14 protein-coding genes are annotated in these 17761 nt (G+C 64.1%); 2 read left to right on the top strand and 12 right to left on the bottom strand.

Annotated features, from left to right (window positions below; all coding sequences use genetic code 11):
- Window positions 1–34: 34 nt before the first annotated feature.
- The 5 genes from C4K38_RS24745 to arcD (C4K38_RS24725) form a co-directional block, all read right to left on the bottom strand.
- On the bottom strand, window positions 35–397 hold the full coding sequence (locus tag C4K38_RS24745) for a DUF5064 family protein (RefSeq protein WP_053280589.1): 363 nt from the start codon (window positions 395–397) through the stop codon (window positions 35–37).
- Window positions 398–459: 62 nt separating this feature from the next.
- Window positions 460–1389, bottom strand: a complete 930-nt coding sequence (gene arcC, locus C4K38_RS24740; RefSeq protein WP_053280588.1) for a carbamate kinase — start codon at window positions 1387–1389, stop codon at window positions 460–462.
- Between the two features lie 145 nt (window positions 1390–1534).
- Complete coding sequence (locus C4K38_RS24735; RefSeq protein ID WP_053280587.1) at window positions 1535–2545, bottom strand: ornithine carbamoyltransferase; 1011 nt, start codon at window positions 2543–2545, stop codon at window positions 1535–1537.
- Between the two features lie 86 nt (window positions 2546–2631).
- Complete coding sequence (gene arcA, locus C4K38_RS24730) at window positions 2632–3888, bottom strand: arginine deiminase (RefSeq protein WP_053280586.1); 1257 nt, start codon at window positions 3886–3888, stop codon at window positions 2632–2634.
- 36 nt (window positions 3889–3924) lie between these two features.
- Window positions 3925–5352: an arginine-ornithine antiporter gene (arcD, locus tag C4K38_RS24725; protein WP_053280585.1), complete on the bottom strand. Its 1428-nt coding sequence runs from the start codon at window positions 5350–5352 to the stop codon at window positions 3925–3927.
- A 448-nt stretch (window positions 5353–5800) separates the two neighbouring features.
- On the opposite strand from arcD (C4K38_RS24725), the gene arcD (C4K38_RS24720) reads away from it, so the two are divergent.
- Both arcD (C4K38_RS24720) and C4K38_RS24715 read left to right on the top strand, forming a co-directional pair.
- The gene (gene arcD, locus C4K38_RS24720; RefSeq protein ID WP_053280584.1) at window positions 5801–7228 is read left to right on the top strand and encodes an arginine-ornithine antiporter; all 1428 of its coding nucleotides are present in this window, start codon (window positions 5801–5803) and stop codon (window positions 7226–7228) included.
- Complete coding sequence (locus C4K38_RS24715) at window positions 7225–8082, top strand: DNA-3-methyladenine glycosylase family protein (RefSeq protein ID WP_053280583.1); 858 nt, start codon at window positions 7225–7227, stop codon at window positions 8080–8082. Before arcD (C4K38_RS24720) ends, C4K38_RS24715 begins: the two co-directional genes overlap by 4 nt.
- Window positions 8083–8260: 178 nt before the next feature.
- On the opposite strand, the gene C4K38_RS24710 is transcribed toward C4K38_RS24715, so the two are convergent.
- The 7 genes from C4K38_RS24710 to C4K38_RS24680 all read right to left on the bottom strand — a co-directional run bounded on the left by C4K38_RS24710 (window position 8261) and on the right by C4K38_RS24680 (window position 17746).
- Window positions 8261–9610 (bottom strand): CoA transferase, encoded by a 1350-nt coding sequence (locus C4K38_RS24710; protein ID WP_053280582.1) that lies wholly within the window; start codon window positions 9608–9610, stop codon window positions 8261–8263.
- Window positions 9611–9788: 178 nt separating this feature from the next.
- Complete coding sequence (locus C4K38_RS24705) at window positions 9789–11927, bottom strand: methyl-accepting chemotaxis protein (RefSeq protein WP_053280581.1); 2139 nt, start codon at window positions 11925–11927, stop codon at window positions 9789–9791.
- Between the two features lie 219 nt (window positions 11928–12146).
- A complete protein-coding gene (locus C4K38_RS24700; RefSeq protein WP_053280925.1) occupies window positions 12147–12548 on the bottom strand; it encodes a YbaN family protein in 402 nt (133 codons plus the stop codon).
- Between the two features lie 135 nt (window positions 12549–12683).
- Entirely contained in the window at window positions 12684–13292 is a 609-nt protein-coding gene (locus C4K38_RS24695; protein ID WP_053280580.1) for a biliverdin-producing heme oxygenase, read from the bottom strand.
- 131 nt (window positions 13293–13423) lie between these two features.
- Entirely contained in the window at window positions 13424–16018 is a 2595-nt protein-coding gene (locus C4K38_RS24690; RefSeq protein ID WP_053280579.1) for a TonB-dependent receptor, read from the bottom strand.
- A 122-nt stretch (window positions 16019–16140) separates the two neighbouring features.
- Entirely contained in the window at window positions 16141–17124 is a 984-nt protein-coding gene (locus tag C4K38_RS24685; protein ID WP_053280578.1) for a FecR family protein, read from the bottom strand.
- A gap of 103 nt (window positions 17125–17227) precedes the next feature.
- On the bottom strand, window positions 17228–17746 hold the full coding sequence (locus C4K38_RS24680) for an RNA polymerase sigma factor (protein ID WP_007926306.1): 519 nt from the start codon (window positions 17744–17746) through the stop codon (window positions 17228–17230).
- Between the last annotated feature and the right edge of the window lie 15 nt (window positions 17747–17761).

Below are 17761 nucleotides of genomic sequence, written 5' to 3'. Positions count from 1 at the left end.
GAGGTAGAGGAAGCCCGCGACCCACGGGCTGGGGTTATTCGAGATGTTCGGGTTTTACCGGATCCCCGGATTTCATGTTCAACTGCACCCGCACATCCTCGAACATCGCGTCGTAGTGCTTGTGCACCGAACCGATGCTGCTCATTGCCTTGGGAATCCCATACTTCTCGGCGATTTTCGTCACGTTGCTGGCGAAGTTGTACGCCTGATCCTTGGGCAGGAAGAAGGGTTCATCGATCGTCTTGCCCTGAATCGTTCCGTGCATCTTGAACTGCATCCCTTTGCCTTCCTTGGGATCCTGCGCGACCTCGTAGTCGATGCAGATGTTGTAGCTGACATCGTCCTTGTTCAGCGCGTGTCGTTCGATGTGCAAATGACCGGGTTCGAACTGGGCCATGGTTCTCTCCTTTCAAGGCATGGGAGAGGGGGTAGGCCTGGAGCCTGCCCCCTGGGTTTCTCTTATCGGTAGGTGATGCCCGGCTGGGCCGTGCTGATGCGCGTACCGGCCTGGCCCTGGACGATCGCTTCGATGTCCGAGAGTGAACCGATCACCGCGACTTTTCCAGTATGGCGGGCGAACTCGCAGGCCGCCTGGACCTTTGGTCCCATGGAGCCGGCGGCGAAGCCGAGTTTTTCCATTTCGTCCGGGTGCGCCTGGGCGATGGCCTTCTGCGAGGGCTTGCCCCAGTCGATAAAGGCCGCGTTGACGTCGGTGGCGATCACCAGCAGATCGGCTTCCAGCTGTTCGGCCAGCAGCGCCGAGCACAGGTCCTTGTCGATCACCGCCTCGATGCCCCTGAGCTTGCCATCCTCGCCATACATGGTCGGGATGCCGCCACCGCCGGCGCAGATCACGATGCTGCTCTTTTCCAGCAGCCATTTGATCGGGCGGATTTCAAAGATGCGCTTGGGTTTCGGGCTGGCCACCACGCGGCGGTACTTGTCGCCATCGGGGGCGATGGCCCAGCCTTTTTCCTTGGCCAGCTTTTGTGCCTCTTCCTTGCCGTAGACCGGGCCGATGGGCTTGGTCGGGTTCTGGAACGCCGGGTCCTTGGCGTCGACCTCGACCTGGGTCAGCAGGGTGGCGAAGGGCACTTCGAAGTCCAGCAGGTTGCCCAGTTCCTGTTCGATGATGTAGCCGATCATGCCTTCGGTTTCGGCGCCGAGCACGTCCAGCGGGTAAGGCGACACCGAGGTGTAGGCCGCCGCCTGCAGCGACAGCAGGCCGACCTGCGGACCGTTGCCGTGGGCGATCACCAGCTGGTTGCCGGGATGGATCTTGGCGATCTGTTCGGTGGCGATCCGGATATTGGCGCGTTGATTGTCCGCGGTCATGGGTTCACCACGGCGGAGCAGGGCGTTGCCGCCCAATGCGACGACGATACGCATAATGCATTCCTTCCAGAATTCGGTGATCCCGTGGGCGCGTGGCTTGCCTGCGATGGTGTGATGTCAGGTTTGACGCCATCGCGGGCAAGCCTCGCTCCTACAGGTCGAGGGGCCGGCCGCCAGGCGGTCGGCCCGGACGTCGTGGTTACAGGTCGGCCAGGGTCGAGACCAGGATCGCCTTGATGGTGTGCATGCGGTTTTCCGCTTGCTCGAAGGCGATGCAGGCCGGCGACTCGAACACGTCGTCGGTCACTTCGATGCCGTTGGCCAGGTTCGGATACTGCTCGGCGATCTGCTTGCCGATCTTGGTATCGCTGTTGTGGAACGCCGGCAGGCAGTGCATGAACTTGGTCCGTGGGTTGCCGGTGGCCTTCATCAGCCCGGCGTTGACCTGGTACGGCAGCAGTTGCTGGATACGTTCGGCCCAGGCTTCCACCGGCTCGCCCATCGATACCCAGACGTCGGTGTGGATGAAGTCGACGCCCTTGACCGCGGCTTTCGGGTCTTCGGTCAGGGTGATGCGGGCGCCGCTTTCTTCCGCGTATTGCTTGCAGCGGCTGACCAGGTCGTCATGGGGCCACAGGGCCTTTGGCGCGCAGATGCGCACGTCCATGCCGAGCTTGGCGCCCACCAGCAGCAGGGAGTTGCCCATGTTGTTGCGGGCGTCGCCCAGGTAGGCGTAGCTGATGTCATGGATCGGCTTGTCGGCGTGCTCACGCATGGTCAGCACGTCGGCGATCATCTGGGTCGGGTGGTATTCGTCGGTCAGGCCGTTGAACACCGGCACCCCGGCGAACTTCGCCAGTTCTTCGACGATTTCCTGCTTGAAGCCGCGGTACTCGATGGCGTCGTACATGCGCCCGAGCACGCGGGCGGTGTCCTTCATGCTTTCCTTGTGGCCGATCTGCGACGAGTTCGGGTCGATGTAGGTGACGTTGGCGCCCTGGTCATAGGCGGCGACCTCGAATGCGCAGCGGGTACGGGTCGAGGTTTTCTCGAAGATCAGGGCGATGTTGTTGCCCTTGAGGTGCTGCTGCTCGGTGCCGGTGTACTTGGCGCGCTTGAGGTCGCGGGACAGGTCGAGCAGGTAGCGCAGTTCGCGCGCGGTATGGTGCTCGAGGCTGAGCAGGTTACGGTTGTGGATGTTGAAAGCCATGATGGATCTCCTTTGATTTCGGTCGTCCACTTGCCGAGGCCCTTCGTGGGGGCAACGGCAAGCTGCTATGTCGGAATAAGAGGCGCTTAGTAATCGATCGGGTCGCGCACGATCGGGCAGGTCATGCAGTGGCCGCCGCCACGGCCGCGGCCGAGTTCGCCGGCGCTGATGGTGATCACTTCCACGCCGGCCTTGCGCAGCAGGGTGTTGGTGTAGGTGTTGCGGTCATAGCCGATGACCACGCCCGGTTCCAGGGCCACCACGTTGTTGCCGTCGTCCCACTGCTCGCGTTCGGCGGCGAAGCTGTTGCCGCCGGTTTCCACCACGCGCAGTTGCTTGAGGTTCAGGGACTCGGCCACCACCTCGATGAATGATTTGTTCTCCCGTCGCACGTCCATGCCATAGGGCTTGCTGGTGTCGGGACGGATGACGAACGGCACGATTTCCTTGACCACTTCCGGGAAGACCGTGACCAGGTCGCGATCGCAGAAGCTGAACACGGTGTCCAGGTGCATTGCCGCACGGGATTTCGGCAGGCCGGCCACCACCACTTTTTCCACCGCGCCCTTGGCGAACAGGGATTGGGCAAGTTGGCCGATGGCCTGGCGCGAGGTCCGCTCGCCCATGCCGATCAGCACCACGCCATTGCCGATCGGCATGACGTCGCCGCCCTCGAGGGTGGCCTGGCCGTGATCCTTGTCCGGGTCGCCGTACCAGACCTCGAAGTCGGCGTTGGCGAACTCGGGGTGGAATTTGTAGATGGCGCTGGCCAGCAGGGTTTCCTGGCGACGGGCCGGCCAGTACATCGGGTTGAGCGTCACGCCGCCGTAGATCCAGCAGGTGGTGTCGCGGGTGAACTGGGTGTTGGGCAGCGGCGGCAGCAGGAAGCTGGAGTGGCCCAGGTAGTCGCGGTACATCTTGATCACGCTGGCGCCTTCGCTTTCCGGCAGGTCCTCGCCGGCCACGCCGCCGATCAGGAACTCGGCCAGCTTGCGCGGCTCCAGGCTTTCGAGCCAGCTGCGCACTTCGTTGGTCAGGCCGACACCGACGGTGTCGGGGGTGATCTTGCGATCCAGAATCCACTTCAGGGCTTCGGGGTTCTGCACCGTATCGGTCAGCAGGTTGTGCATTTCCAGGACTTCGATCCCACGCTCGCGCATTTTGGTGACGAAGTCGAAATGGTCGCGCTTGGCCTGGTTGACCCAGATCACATCGTCGAACAGCAGTTCATCGCAGTTGTTCGGGGTCAGCCGCTGATGGGCCAGGCCTGGGGAGCAAACCATGACTTTGCGCAGTTTGCCGGCTTCGGAATGGACGCCGTACTTAACTTTTTCCGTGGTCATTACAGTGATCCTCCAGAGGTAGAAACAATCGTGCCGTTACAGGGTCAGGAAGCCGTCGTAGAGCCCGTAGGCGGCCAACAGGGCGCCTATGACCACTGCGGCGAAAATCAGCTTCTCGACGTTGGTGAAAATCGGTTTGCCCAGCTCCAGCTTGGCCTTGGCGAACAGGATCGCGCCGGGGGCGTAGAGCAGGGCGGAGAGCAGCAGGTACTTGACCCCGCCGGCGTACAGCAGCCAGATCGCGTAGATCAGGGCAATGGAGCCGATCAACAGGTCTTTCTTGCGTTCGGCCAGGGCCGTTTCGTAAGTTTCGTTGCGCACCGCCAGCAGCACGGCATAGGCCGCCGACCACAGGTAGGGCACCAGGATCATCGAGGTGGCGAGGTAGATCAGCGACAGGTAGGTACTGGCCGAGAACAGGGTGATGACCAGGAAGATCTGCACCATGGCGTTGGTCAGCCACAGGGCGTTGACTGGCACGTGGTTGGCGTTTTCCTTACGCAGGAACTCCGGCATGGTGTGGTCCTTGGCCGCGGCGAACATGATCTCCGCGCACAGCAGCACCCACGACAACAGCGCCCCCAGCAGCGAGATGATCAGGCCGACGCTGATCAGCACCGCGCCCCAGTGGCCGACCACATGCTCCAGCACCGCCGCCATCGACGGGTTCTGCAGCTTCGCCAGTTCCGGCTGGGTCATGATGCCCAGCGACAGCACGTTCACCAGCACCAGGAACAGCAGCACGGTGATGAAGCCGATCACGGTGGCCTTGCCCACGTCCGAGCGTTTTTCCGCGCGGGACGAGAAGATGCTCGCGCCTTCGATGCCGATGAACACCCAGACGGTGACCAGCATCATGTTGCGCACCTGGTTCATCACGCTGCCCAGGTCGGGGTTCTTCACGCCCCAGATGTCCGCGGTGAAGATGTCCAGCTTGAAGGCGAACAGGGCGATCAGCACGAACAGCAGCAGCGGCACCACCTTGGCGACCGTGGTCACCAGGTTGATGAAGGCCGCTTCCTTGATCCCGCGCAGCACCAGGAAATGTACGGCCCACAGCAGGACCGAGGCGCCGATCACCGCGGCCGGCGTGTTGCCCTCGCCGAAGATCGGGAAGAAGTAGCCCAGGGTACTGAACAGCAACACGAAGTAGCCGACGTTGCCCAGCCAGGCACTGATCCAGTAGCCCCAGGCCGAAGAAAAGCCCATGTAGTCGCCGAAACCGGCCTTGGCATAGGCGTAGACACCACCGTCCAGATCGGGCTTGCGGTTGGCCAGGGTCTGGAACACGAAGGCCAGCGTCAACATACCGACAGCGGTAATAGCCCAACCAATAAGAACAGCGCCTACATCGGCACTTGCCGCCATGTTTTGTGGCAAGGAAAAGATCCCGCCGCCAATCATCGAGCCGACTACCAAGGCGACTAACGCACCAAGTCGTAGTTTTCCGGGAGTGTCAGACATTGCGTGACTCCATTGCAGGAGAAGAGAGACGTCAGAGTAGATCTGCGCGTAATAAAAACAGCTGACTTAGATCAGGTCATCGCTACATTCCATTGTGAATGAATGACTTAAGCAGTCTTTGCGGTAGTCGGCAGGAGGCCTGAAAGCAGTGTTTCAGAAGGCCTGGAAGGCAAGGTGGCAGGGCTTCTTGTTAACGCAAAGTTGAAACTAGTCTGCTTTTAAGAATGTGCAACTAGTAAAAAAGTTATAAGGAGGCTGGCCGGTTGATGGCATTCAGTCTTTACAAAAAATAAAACTCACCAAGATTCAGTAAGTTCTGATCGGTGTCATGTCATTGGATCCATAAAAGATCAATAATTGACTCTTTTAGTCTGTCGCCAGCGTGTGGAAGTAATTTATTTGCATATAGTTTGGTTGTCGGACAATTGGACCGGATGCAGAGGTAGGCATGCCACAAACCACACAAAAACTGCGACTCGGCGCCCTGATTGCCCTGGTGGTGGGTTCGATGATTGGCGGCGGGATCTTTTCCTTGCCGCAGAACATGGCGGCCCGGGCCGACGCGGGGGCGATCCTCATCGGTTGGGCGATTACCGCCGTGGGCATGCTGACCCTGGCCTTCGTGTTCCAGACCCTGGCCAACCGCAAGCCCGAGCTCGATTCGGGGGTGTATGCCTACGCCAAGGCCGGCTTCGGTGACTACATGGGCTTCTCGTCCGCCTGGGGCTACTGGATCAGTGCCTGGCTGGGCAATGTCGGCTACTTCGTGCTGCTGTTCAGTACCCTGGGTTATTTCTTCCCGGTGTTTGGCCAGGGCAACACCCCGGTGGCCATCGCCTGCGCCTCGGTCTTGCTGTGGGCGGTGCATTTCCTGGTACTGCGCGGGATCAAGGAAGCAACCTTCATCAACCTGCTGACCACCGTGGCCAAGATCGTGCCGCTGGTGATGTTCATCGTGATTGCCGCGGTGGCGTTCAAGGCGGACATTTTCACCCGCGACATCTGGGGCCGCGGCAACCCGAACTTCGGCGGGGTGATGGACCAGGTGCGCAACATGATGCTGGTCACGGTCTTCGTGTTCATCGGTATCGAAGGCGCCAGCGTCTATTCGGCCCGGGCCGAGAAGCGCGCGGATGTCGGCCGGGCCACGGTGATCGGCTTTATCGGCGTGCTGGCCCTGTTGGTGCTGGTCAACGTGCTGTCCCTGGGGATCATGAGCCAGCCGGAACTGGCGACCTTGCAGAACCCGTCCCTGGCGGCGGTGCTGGAGCACATCGTCGGTCCCTGGGGCGCATTGCTGATCAGCGTCGGCCTGGCGGTTTCCCTGCTCGGCGCCTTGCTGTCCTGGGCACTGCTGTGTGCCGAGATCCTGTTCGCCACGGCCCGCGACCGGACCATGCCGGCCTTCCTGAAAAAGGAAAACGCCAACCATGTGCCGGTCAACGCCCTGTGGCTGACCAACAGCATGATCCAGGTGTTTCTGCTGATCACCCTGTTCTCCGCCGGGACCTACACCAGCCTGATCTACCTCGCCTCGTCGATGATCCTGGTGCCTTACCTGTGGTCGGCGGCCTACGCGGTGTTGCTCAGCGGCCGCGGCGAAACCTACGAGCAGGCCTCGGCCGAGCGCATGAGAGACCTGTGCATCGGTGGCGTGGCTCTGTGTTATGCGGTCTGGCTGTTGTACGCCGGTGGGGTCAAGTACCTGCTGCTGTCGGCCCTGCTGTATGCCCCCGGAGTGATCCTGTTCGCCAAGGCCAAGCGCGAGCAGGGCGAGCCGTTGTTCACCGGCATCGAGAAGGGCATTTTCGCCTGCGTGGTCGCCGGCGCCACCCTGGCCGCCTATGGCTTGTACAGCGGTGTGCTGTCGCTGTGAGGCTCGCTTACCAGCCGCCCTATGACTGGCCGGCGATGCTGGGCTTTCTCCGGGCGCGGGCCATCGACGGGCTGGAGACTGTCAGCGGCGACTGCTACTCGCGCAGCATTAGCCTCGATGGCGTGCACGGCTGGTTCAGCGTAAGCCCGGGTGACAGCGCTGCGCTGGCCCTGACCCTGCACTTTCCCGACCCGCAAGCCCAGGCGCAGATCGTTGCGCGCATCCGCCGGCTGCTGGACCTGGACACCGACCTGGCGCCAATCCACCGGCAACTGTCCGCCGACCCGCTGATGGCCCGCTTGATCGCCTCGCGGCCGGGGCTGCGGGTACCCGGCGCCTGGGACGGTTTCGAACTGGCGGTGCGCGCGGTGCTGGGGCAACAGATCACGGTGGCGGCGGCCATCCGTCTGGCGGGCAAGCTGGTGGCGCAGTATGGCCAGCCATTGATCTGTATGGGGGCGCCGGCGGGGTTGAGCCATGTGTTTCCTGAGCCGGGGCGAATGGCCGGCGCCGATCTGGCCAGCCTGGGTATGCCGCGCAGCCGGGGGCGAACCCTGTCCGGCGTGGCTCAGGCGCTGCTCGACGATCCGCAGCTGTTTGCCCCCAAGGCCAGCCTCGAACACAGCCTGTCCGCCTTGCGGGCGCTATGGGGTGTCGGCGACTGGACCGCGCACTACGTGGCCCTGCGCCAGTTCCGCGAAGCGGATGCCTTCCCCGCGGCCGACGTGGGCCTGCTCAATGCCCTGGCGGCGCTCGAAGGCGGGCCGGTCAGCGCCAGCCAACTGCTGGCCCGCGCCGAGGCCTGGCGGCCCTGGCGCGGCTACGCGGCGCAGCATCTGTGGACTACTTTGTAATCCCCCGTACCTGTAGCCGCTGCCGAGCCTGCGAGGCTGCGATCGGCTGCGAAGCAGTCGTAAAGTCCATCAGCCAAACCGCGTTTGCAGGGTTGGCGAGGACTGCGTCGGAATGCCGCCCACCTCGTTCGCAGCCTCGCGTTGCTCGGCAGCGGCTACAGGATTACGCGTTACAGGCTCACCATTTCGCCCGATGGGCGCCCAGGTCGCTGGCGGGGTAAGCCCATTGCAGGGGCGTGCCGCTGATCTGCAAGGGCACTTGCAGGCGATGGGCCGGGCCCCAGGAAGTCTGCTCCACCAGCAGTCCCTGATCGTCCTGGTCTTCGGCGCGCAAGGCGGGCTCGGCGTTGCCATGGGAGTGCTCGATCAACAGCTTGGCGGTCCGTGCCAGCGACAGCCGCGCGCTGCCGACGGCCCCGGTTTTCAGTCGTTCGTTCAGGGTGCGGATCGCGGCGGCGGCCATCAGGTAGCCGGTGGCGTGGTCCAGGGCCTGCACCGGCAGCGGCATGGGTTTATCGGCCTGCTGCCAGCGCTGGCCGGCCTCGGCAATGCCGCTGCTCATCTGCACCAGGCTGTCGAAGCCACGGCGGTTCTGCCAGGGGCCGCTCCAGCCATAGGCATTCAGGCACACGTCGATCAGCCCCGGGGCGAGGCGCTGGCGCTCGGCCGCACCGTAGCCGAGGCGTTCCAGGGCATCGGCGCGATAGCCGTGCAGCAGCAGGTCGGCTTCGCTTAGCAGGCTTTCGAAGACCTGGCGATCGGCGGCGTCGTGCAGGTTCAGGCGGGCACAGCGTTTGCCCAGGGTGACTTCCGGGACCACGCCGGGCTCGTTCCACTCCGGCGGGTCGATGCGTAGCACGTCGGCGCCCAGCCCGGCCAGAAAGCGGCTGGCGATGGGGCCGGCCAGCACCCGGGTCAGGTCCAGCACCTTGATCCCGGCCAGGGGGCGTGACAGCGATCCGCGCCAGGGCTGCGTGGCGTCTGCACCTTGCTTCACGTAGTGCACCAGGGGCTCGGCATTCACGGCCTGCCCCTGGGGGTGGGCTTGCCACTCGCTCCAGCTGCGCATTTCCGCAGCGCAGCCGCCTGCCTCGACCACCGCCTGCTCCAGGTCGCTCTTGTTCCACTGCGCAACCTTGGCGGCCATGGCCGGCCGGTCCGTGACCCGGCCGAGCACCTGTTCGGCCGCCTGGCGATGATGGGGCGCGTTGGTGTGCAGGCGAATCCAGCCGTCCCGGGTGGCGTAGTCGCCGGCGACCGGGTCCCACAGCGGCGGCACGCTCCAGCCGAGCGGACGCAGGGAGGTGGCGAACCAGAAGGAGGCCAGGCGTCGGTCGACGCTCAGGGTGGGCTGGCGCCCGGTATGGCTGAACAGCAGCCCGGCCACCGCCTGGCCAGCCGCCGCGATGCTGGCGCTGGCCAGTTCGGTCACGGCGAAGGCCGAGGGCAGGGCGCCGCTCGAGGTCAAGGCAATCGGGGTAAGAGGCAAGCCAAGCGCGGCTTGAACAGACGACAGCACATCGGTCATTGCAGGCCCTCCGCAAGAGAGGGGCCAGCATAGATCAAAAAAGTGAAGCGCCGCAGCCCTGACTATCTGTAGGAGCGAAGCTTGCTCGCGATGCTCGTCAACCATGACGCGCACTCACAGGTTGAATGCGGCGCTCTCTGGTTCATCGCGAGCAAGCTTCGCTCCTACAGGGGCAAGGTCAAACGCGGAACTGATCCATCAGCTTCATCTGCTGGGTGGTCAGGGCATTGAGCTGGCTGCTGACCTGAGCCGATTCGGTGGCCTGTTCGGTGAGGGATTCGGTCACGCTGCGGATCGCCGAGACGTTGCGGTTGACCTCTTCGGCCACCGCGCTCTGCTGTTCGGCGGCGCTGGCGATCTGCAGGTTCATGTCGCTGATCACCGTGACCGCGTCGCTGATCTTGCCCAGGGCCTGCACCGCTTGCTGGATCTGCCCGGCGTTGCTCTGGGCCTGGGCCTGGCTCGAATGCATGGTCGCCACCACGCCCCGGGTGCCGCTCTGGATGCGCTCGATCACCAGGCGAATCTCTTCCACCGAATCCTGGGTGCGCTTGGCCAGGTTGCGCACCTCGTCGGCGACCACCGCGAAGCCGCGGCCGCTTTCCCCGGCGCGCGCCGCTTCGATGGCGGCGTTGAGGGCCAGCAGGTTGGTCTGTTCGGCAATGCTGCGGATCACTTCCAGCACCGAGCCGATCTGTTCGCTGTTGACCGCCAGGGCCTCGACCTCGACCACCGCCTTGCTGACTTCCTCGGCCAGGGTGCTGATGTCGCGGGTACTGCGCTCGATGATGGTCATGCCGTCCTTGGCCGACTGGTCGGCGCCACGGGCGGCGTTGGCGGCGTTCGAGGCACTGTTGGCGACGTCGTGGGCGGTGGCGCTCATTTCGTTGGAGGCGGTGGCCACCTGGTCGATTTCACGGAACTGCACCTGCATGCCTTCGCTGGTCTGGCGGGCGATTTCCGAGGACTGGTCGGCGGTGCCGCGGGCGTCGGTGATGCTCTGCTTGATCTGCGCAATGGTCGGTTGCAGCTTGTCGAGGAAGCGGTTGAACCAGCCCACCAGCTCGCCCAGTTCGTCTTGTTTGCTGTACTTCAGGCGCTGGGTCAGGTCGCCGTCGCCGCTGGCGATTTCCTTGAGCATCTGCGCGACGCTATTGATCGGCCGGGTCACGCCGGAGGCGGTCAGCCAGATCAGCAGCAGGCCGACCAGGCCAGCGATCGCCGCCACCAGCAGGGACACCAGGGTGCCCTGGGTCTGGGCGTCGTCGAGCACGCTCTGGAGTTTCACGGTGTCGGCCAGCAGCACCTGCTCCGGCAGGTCGATCACCACGCCCCAGGGGCGGGCGTCGGCGATCGGGCTGACCGGATACACGGCGCGGATCAGGTCGCCCTGCTTGAGGATTTTCGGGGTATTGCCGACCAGCAGTTGCAGGACATCCTTGCCTTCGGCGCCCAGGGTGTCGGCGATGCCTTTGCCGACCTTGGCCGCGTCGTTGCTGTAGGCGGCGAGGATGCCGCTGCCAGCGACGATCAGCATGTGCCCTGCACCGTCGAACAGCCCGCGCTGGGACTCGGCGGCCGCGGCCTGCAGGGCATCCAGGGCGATGTCCACGCCGACCACGCCTATGACTTTGCCATCGACGATCAGCGGCAGGGAAATGGTGGTCATCAGCATCAGCTTGCCGCCTACGGTGTCGGCGTAGGGGTCCAGCAGGCAGGTGCGCTTGCTGTCGCGCGGGCAGGTGTACCAGCTGTTGTAGGGGATGCCGCTGACGCTCAGGGTGGTCTTGTTCATGTCCTCTTCGACCATCACCGTGTTCAGCCCGGTGCCGCCGGCACGGCTCCAGTAACTGGCGAAGCGCCCGGCTTCGTTGGAGGCATGGCCGGCGTCGTTGGCGAACTCGCTGTCCTTGCCGTCGAGGGCGTTGGGCTCATAGGCGAGCCAGATGCCCAGCACCTTGGTGTTGCGTTCGAAGGCGGTTTTCAGGCTGTGGTTGAGCTCTTCACGCAGCGTCGCGGCGTCCAGCGAACGCTTGCCGGCCATGGTCCGCAGGTCGTTGATCTGGTCGGCCAGGGCGGTGATCACCAGCAGGCTTTCGCCAAAGGTTTTCTGCACCCGCACCGCCTGCTCGGCGGCCCGGGCCTGCAGCAGGTTCTGCACGCTGTCGGTGAGCATTCGCGAACTGGAGCTGCTGACCAGCTGATCGTTCTGGTTGGTCTGGTAGATGTTCATCCCGACGATCAGGCCCACCACGCCGAGCAGGCAGAGTCCGGACAACAGCACGATTTTCAGGCGAATGGACAGAGAGTCGAACATGGGGCGATCTCGCGAATGGACTGGTGGTGAGCGGTGAGTCGGATGACTCCGGTCGCCAAGTCCATTCAGCGCCATGCCCGGAACATCGGCTTGAGCGGCATTTGCCTGAGAAAAAGCCGACGAGCGGTCATGTGTTTGACATAAACGGGGAGAAGGGAGGTTTCGCTGGAGGGCATGTCGCGAGCAACCGAGCGTCGACCGGCTGCTCTTGCAGAGGAGTCAGGAGGCCTGGGCCAGAGCCTCAGGGCGCGACCAGATCCACAGGTTGCCCAGGCCCATGCCGGCCAGCGCCAGGTACAAGGTCCAGTGATGAGTGAGCAGGCTCAGCATCAGGCCGGCGCACAGCAGCATGCTGAGGGTGGCGCTGATCTTGGCCCGGCGACTGACGATCCGGCCGTTGCGCCAGTTGCTCAGGATGGGGCCGAACAGGCGGTGGTTTTCCATCCAGGCGCTCAGGCGTGGCGAGCTTTTGGTCGCGGCCCAGGCGGCGAGGAGCACGAATTCGGTGGTCGGCAGGCCGGGTATGACGATGGCGATCAGGCCGATGGCCAGGCTGACGTAAGCCAGGCAACCGAAGAACAGGCGGGAGGCTTTGGACGGGGATCGGGTTGTGCCGGTCATGGGTTCGATGATGAGGTGACGAGCATGGGGCTCAATCCACAAGGGGTGGGAAAACGGCTGACGCCAGCAGGTTCGTTCCTGCAACGGGCGTGAGTCTACGCCTTCAATACAGGAACGAGCGCGCCGGCGAAAAAATCAGGCCAGTTCAGGCGCCGTGTCGTAGGCCTTTTCCAGCAGCACAGTAAAGCGGTTGAAGGCATCCAGCGCGCCTTTTTCCGCCGCGGCTTCTTCTTCGGCGCTGAACTCCAGGCCGTCGAGGGTGCGGGTGAAGGATTTCCAGCCTTCGGCGCGACCGCCTGCGGGTTCGCCCAGGTGCCGGGCACCGAAGGTTTCGCTTAGGCCCAGGCCCACCGCGCGCTTGATCAGGAACGCCGCGCCCAGCTTGGAGCCTTCGGAGACGAACAGCCAGCCCAGGGCTTCGGCCTTGCTCGGGTTCTGCACCGCGCCTGCCACCGGGGCCGGGACTTCGGTTTCCAGGTCCGCCAGGTCGGCCTTGGCCGCTTCGGCGCGGCAACGTTCTGCCAGGTCCGGGACGATGGCGATCAGCGCCGGGTCGTTGTAGAGGGCGACCAGTTCGGACTGGAACAGGTACTGGGCGACGACAAAACGGGCAAAGCTGCTGGCGCTTTCAAACGGCGCGTGGGCCTTGACCAGGGCGTCGAGCTTGGCATGGGGTTCGTGGGTGATCTGGTTCAGGCGCTGGGAGCGCAGGCTCGGGCGCTGTGGGGAATCCTGGGTGGTCATGACAATGTCCTTGGGAAGTGAAAATGAGAGCTTGAAATGAGAAGCACTTGCTAACTAGACGAACAAGTAGACGCGGCACAGTAAAAAATCCTCACTGCGCCCCATCGAAAAGCGCAGTGAGGTAGGCCGGGTCAGATGTCCCAGATCAGGTTGACCGCGAAGTTGCGACCCGGCTGGGTCAGGCGGTCGAGGTTGGCCGGGCTGAGCACGGCGGCTTCGCCGACGCTGTCGTAGCCGCGCACGTCATCCCACAGCCAGTACTTCTTGTCGGCCAGGTTGTAGACGCCGGCGCTGAGGGTGACGTCGTCGCTGACCTTGTAGAAACCAGTCAGGTCGAGCACGCCGTAGCCCGGGGTCTTGAACTGGCTGCTGGTGCCATCCGGGGTCTTGAAGCTGCTGCTGTCGACGCGGTCCTTTTTCTTGACCAGGGTCCAGCTGAGCAGGGCGCCGTAGTTATCCTGGTCGTAGCCCAGGCCGAACACGCCGGTCAGCGGGTTGACCGCGTTCAGGGGTTCGCCGGTGTCATTGTTGCGGCCGTAGGCATAGGCCACCGAGCCCTGGGTGTACAGGCCCTGCGGCGCGCCCAGGGCGTCGAGGTTGAGCCGGCCTTTGACTTCCACGCCCTTGATGGTGGCGTGCTTGATGTTGTTGCTCTGGAACGTCAGCTCGTCGTAGCCCGGGGTCACCGCGTCTTCGTTGATGAAGTCGCGGTACTTGTTATAGAACACCGCCACGTCGAAGTTGCCGGACTCGAATTTGCCGCGCAGGCCGGTTTCATAGCTCTGGCTTTTCTCCGGCTTGAGGTTCGAGTTCGGCGCCACGCGGTAACCGGTGGTGGTGTTCTCGAAGCGGCCGTACAGCGCCTTGGCGGTCGGGGTGCGGAAACCCTCGGCGTACTGGCCGTACCAGGTGTACTGGTCGGTCAGGGCGTAGGTCAGGCCGAACTTGGGCGAGACCCGGTGCCAGGTCTTGTTCTCGTCGCTCACCTCACCCTGGCCATCGGCGGCCACGGTGTTGAGGAACTCCTGGGTGATGTGCGGCTTGAGCTGGGTGTAGTCGTAGCGCAGGCCCGGCAGGAAGGTCCACTTGTTCCAGCTGATCTGGTCCTGGGCGAACAGGCTGTAGGTGTTGATGGTCGGGTCCGGGAAGTCGCTGGACTTCTTCAGCACGTCGGACGGGCTGATGGCGCCGACCGCCGTGCAACCGCGGCCGACCGCCAGGCAGGTGCCGCTGCCGCTGCGCGAGCCGGTGACCTTTTCCTGCTTGATAGTGGTGCCGTAGGTCAGCAGGTGCTCGGTTTCACCGATGGCGAAGGCCTTGTCCGCCTGGGCGTCGAAGACCCATTGCTTCTCCTGGTAGAGGGTTTCGCGGCTGCGCATGACGTTGCGGGTGAACGGGAAGTAGTTTTCCAGGGTGCTCTGGTCGGTCTTGGCGATCTGGTAGTTCAGGCTCCACTTGACGTGGTCGGCCAGCAGGCTGTCGAGGGCGAAGCGGTTGTCCAGGCCGAAGCGTTCACGGGTGATGGTGTCGTTACCGGTGCGCGAGCGGTACATGCCCAGCGGCTGGCCGGCGTTGAACGGGCCGCCCACGGCGCTCTTCTGGTTGGTGTCGCGGTCGTCCTTGTACTTCTCGTAGGTCAGGCCCAGGCGTGCGTCGTCGGCGTAGTTCCAGCCGGCCTTGGCCAGCACGTTGGTGGTGCGCACGTCTTCCGGGTTGGCGGCGGTGCGCGCCAGGCCGGTGCCGTTGTTGCTGCCGTAGGAATCGGTTTCGTGGCCGTCGCGCTGGCTGAAGTGCAGCAAGCCATCGAACTGACCACTGCGTCCAGCCACAGTGGCGGATTTCAGCCAGCTGTCGTCGGCCGAGCTGTAGCCGGTCTTCAGGCGGGCGCCGACGTCTTTACCGGGCTTGATGATGTCGTCCGGGTCGAGGGTGAAGTAACTGACCGCGCCGCCGATGGCGTTGCTGCCGTACAGCACCGACGCCGGACCACGCAGGATCTCCACGCGCTTGACGATTTCCGGGTCGACGTAGTTGCGCTGGGTCTTGGCATAGGGGCCGTTGAAGAAACCGTTGGGAATCTCCACGCCGTCGACCTGGGTCAGGATGCGGTCGCCGTCGATGCCACGGATGTTGTAGCCGCTGATGCCGCCACGCTGGCCGGCGCCGCCGACCGAAACGCCCGGCTCGTAGCGCACCAGTTGCTTGATGGTGTTGACGTTGTTGCGGTCCAGGTCCTGGCGGTCATGCACGGTGACGGTGCTGGGCACGCTGTCGACGTCCTGCTCCTGGCGCGTGGCGCTGATGGTCACTTGTTGCAGGGTCAGGGCGCTGCCGTTGGCGCGCTTTTCCAGGACGATGTTGTTGGCGCCCAGTTTGCGGTAGCTCAGGTTGGTGCCCATCAGCAGGCGGTCCAAGGCTTTTTCCGGTGGCAGCGAACCGCGCACGCCCGGAGAAGCGATGCCTTCGCCCAGTTCCGCCGGCAGGCCGACCTGCCAGCCGGTGACGGCGGTGAAGGCGTTCAGTGCCGACACCAGCGGTTGCTGGTCGATGGCGAAGCTGTAGTCGCCCATGTTGCGCGCCGGTTGGGTGGCTGCGGTGGCGGCCATGACCGGCGCGGCCTGGGCCCCGGCCAGCAGGATGGCGGCGGTCAGCAGGGACAGCGTGCAGTGCTGCAGGCGGGCCTGGCGGGAGGGTGAAGAGGACCGGCTGTTGAGGCGAGAGGACATCGATAGCGCTCCGTGTCGCACGAATCTTTATAGGTGCTGATTCGGCATCTTTAATGCGAATCAATTGCATTGGCTATAACGAGACGAACGACCGATAGCGATCGCGTAAAAATAAATCCGTGCTAGTTGAGAATCACCAGGGCGGGGAATTCTTGAAGGCGCGCCGAGGTGATGTGAGCCAGGGAGCGCACCACGTCCAGCGGCTGGTCGAGGCGGTAGTTACCGGTGACCGCGACATCGGCCAGGCGCTCGTTGTTGTTGACGATCCAGCCCGGGTAATAGCGACGCAACTCGGCCAACACCTGGTTCAGCGGACAGTTCTCGAACACCAACCGGCCCTGGACCCAGGCCAGGTCCTTGTCGAGGTCGAGCTTGGCCGGGCGGTCGAAACCCTTGGGGCCGATGCGGATGCTTTCGCCGGCCGACAGGCGCACCCGGGCATCGTCGTGGGTGGCGCGCAGGTCGACATCGCCACGCTGCACCCGCACCTGGGCCACGCCGTCCAGGTAACGCACGGCGAAGGCGGTGTCGCGCACGCTGGCGCGTACCGGGCCGGCGTCGAGTTCCAGCGGCTGGCCGCGGCTGGCGGGGATCTCGAAGAAGGCTTCGCCCTGGTACAGGCGGGCCACGCGCTGGCGCTCGTCGATGGTGCTGGAGAAGGCCGAATTGGTGTTGAGCAGGACTTTCGAGCCGTCCTCCAACTGCAGGCGCTGGCGCTCGCCGACCACCGTCAGGTGATCGGCCTGCAGGCGCAGTGGCAGGTTGCTGAAGCTGAACAGGCCGAGGATCAGCGCCGCCGCGACCGCCAGGGGCCGCCAGTGCGGACGCAGGCGCGACAGCACCCTGACCTTGGGCTTTTGCCTGTCCAGGCTTTGCGCGCAGCGGACTATTTGCGGACCGTTCCAGATCGCCTGGGCCTTGTCGAAGGCTGCGCTGTGCAGGGGCGAGGCATTCAGCCAGTCGTGGAATTGCCGGGTCTGCTCGGGGCTCGGGTTCTCCAGCAGGATCAGCCAGTCCAGGGCCTGGTCCATGGCCTGACCTGCGGTGCAGGTGGTGGATGTTTCCCCGTCCTGGGCGGTCGGCTGGGTGCGGTGGATGTCCGTCACGGGTGTTCCTCGGCTGTGTCTGTGCACGGCTGTTTTTTAGATGGAGAGCGCAGGGCGGTCAAGGGTAGCAAAGGGCTGCGGCTGGCGCCCGCCCGGCTGGGCCTCAATGACCGTTCAAGCGCTCGGCGACGCCGATGCAGATGGCCATGATCAGCTTCAGTTCCTTTTGTACGGTGCTCTGGGAGACCTCGAGCTTCTCGGCGATCTCCAGGTAGCTGTGGCCGTGCAGGCGGCTGAGGATAAAGATCTGCTGTTGGCGCGGGCTGAGTTGGGCAAGGCTCATGTTCAGGCGTTCCAGCAACTGTTCGGCATGGGCGGCATCCTCGGCGCTGCTCAGGGGCGCGGCCACGCTTTCGACCACGTCCACCGGCACGTCTTCGAGCAGGGTGCGGGCCTGGATGCGTCGCGCGCGCAGGTGGTCGAGCGCCAGGTTGCGGGCGGTCTGGAAGACGAAGGGTTCGAGGTGGTCGATGGCCCGTTCGCTCAGGGCCCGGGTCACGCGCAGGTAGGTTTCCTGCAGCAGGTCCTCGGCGGTGCTGTGGTTGTTGACCATCCGCTCCAGCGTGCGCAGCAGCGAAACGCGCTGGGTGAGAAAGACGTGATTGAAGCGAGATTGGCTCACAACAGGACCTGGCTG

This window comes from Pseudomonas chlororaphis subsp. piscium, from assembly GCF_003850345.1.
Classification (GTDB): Bacteria; Pseudomonadota; Gammaproteobacteria; order Pseudomonadales; family Pseudomonadaceae; genus Aquipseudomonas; species Aquipseudomonas piscium.
The sequence above is the reverse complement of the archived record's forward strand: the minus strand, read 5'-3'. Positions and strand labels throughout refer to the sequence as shown.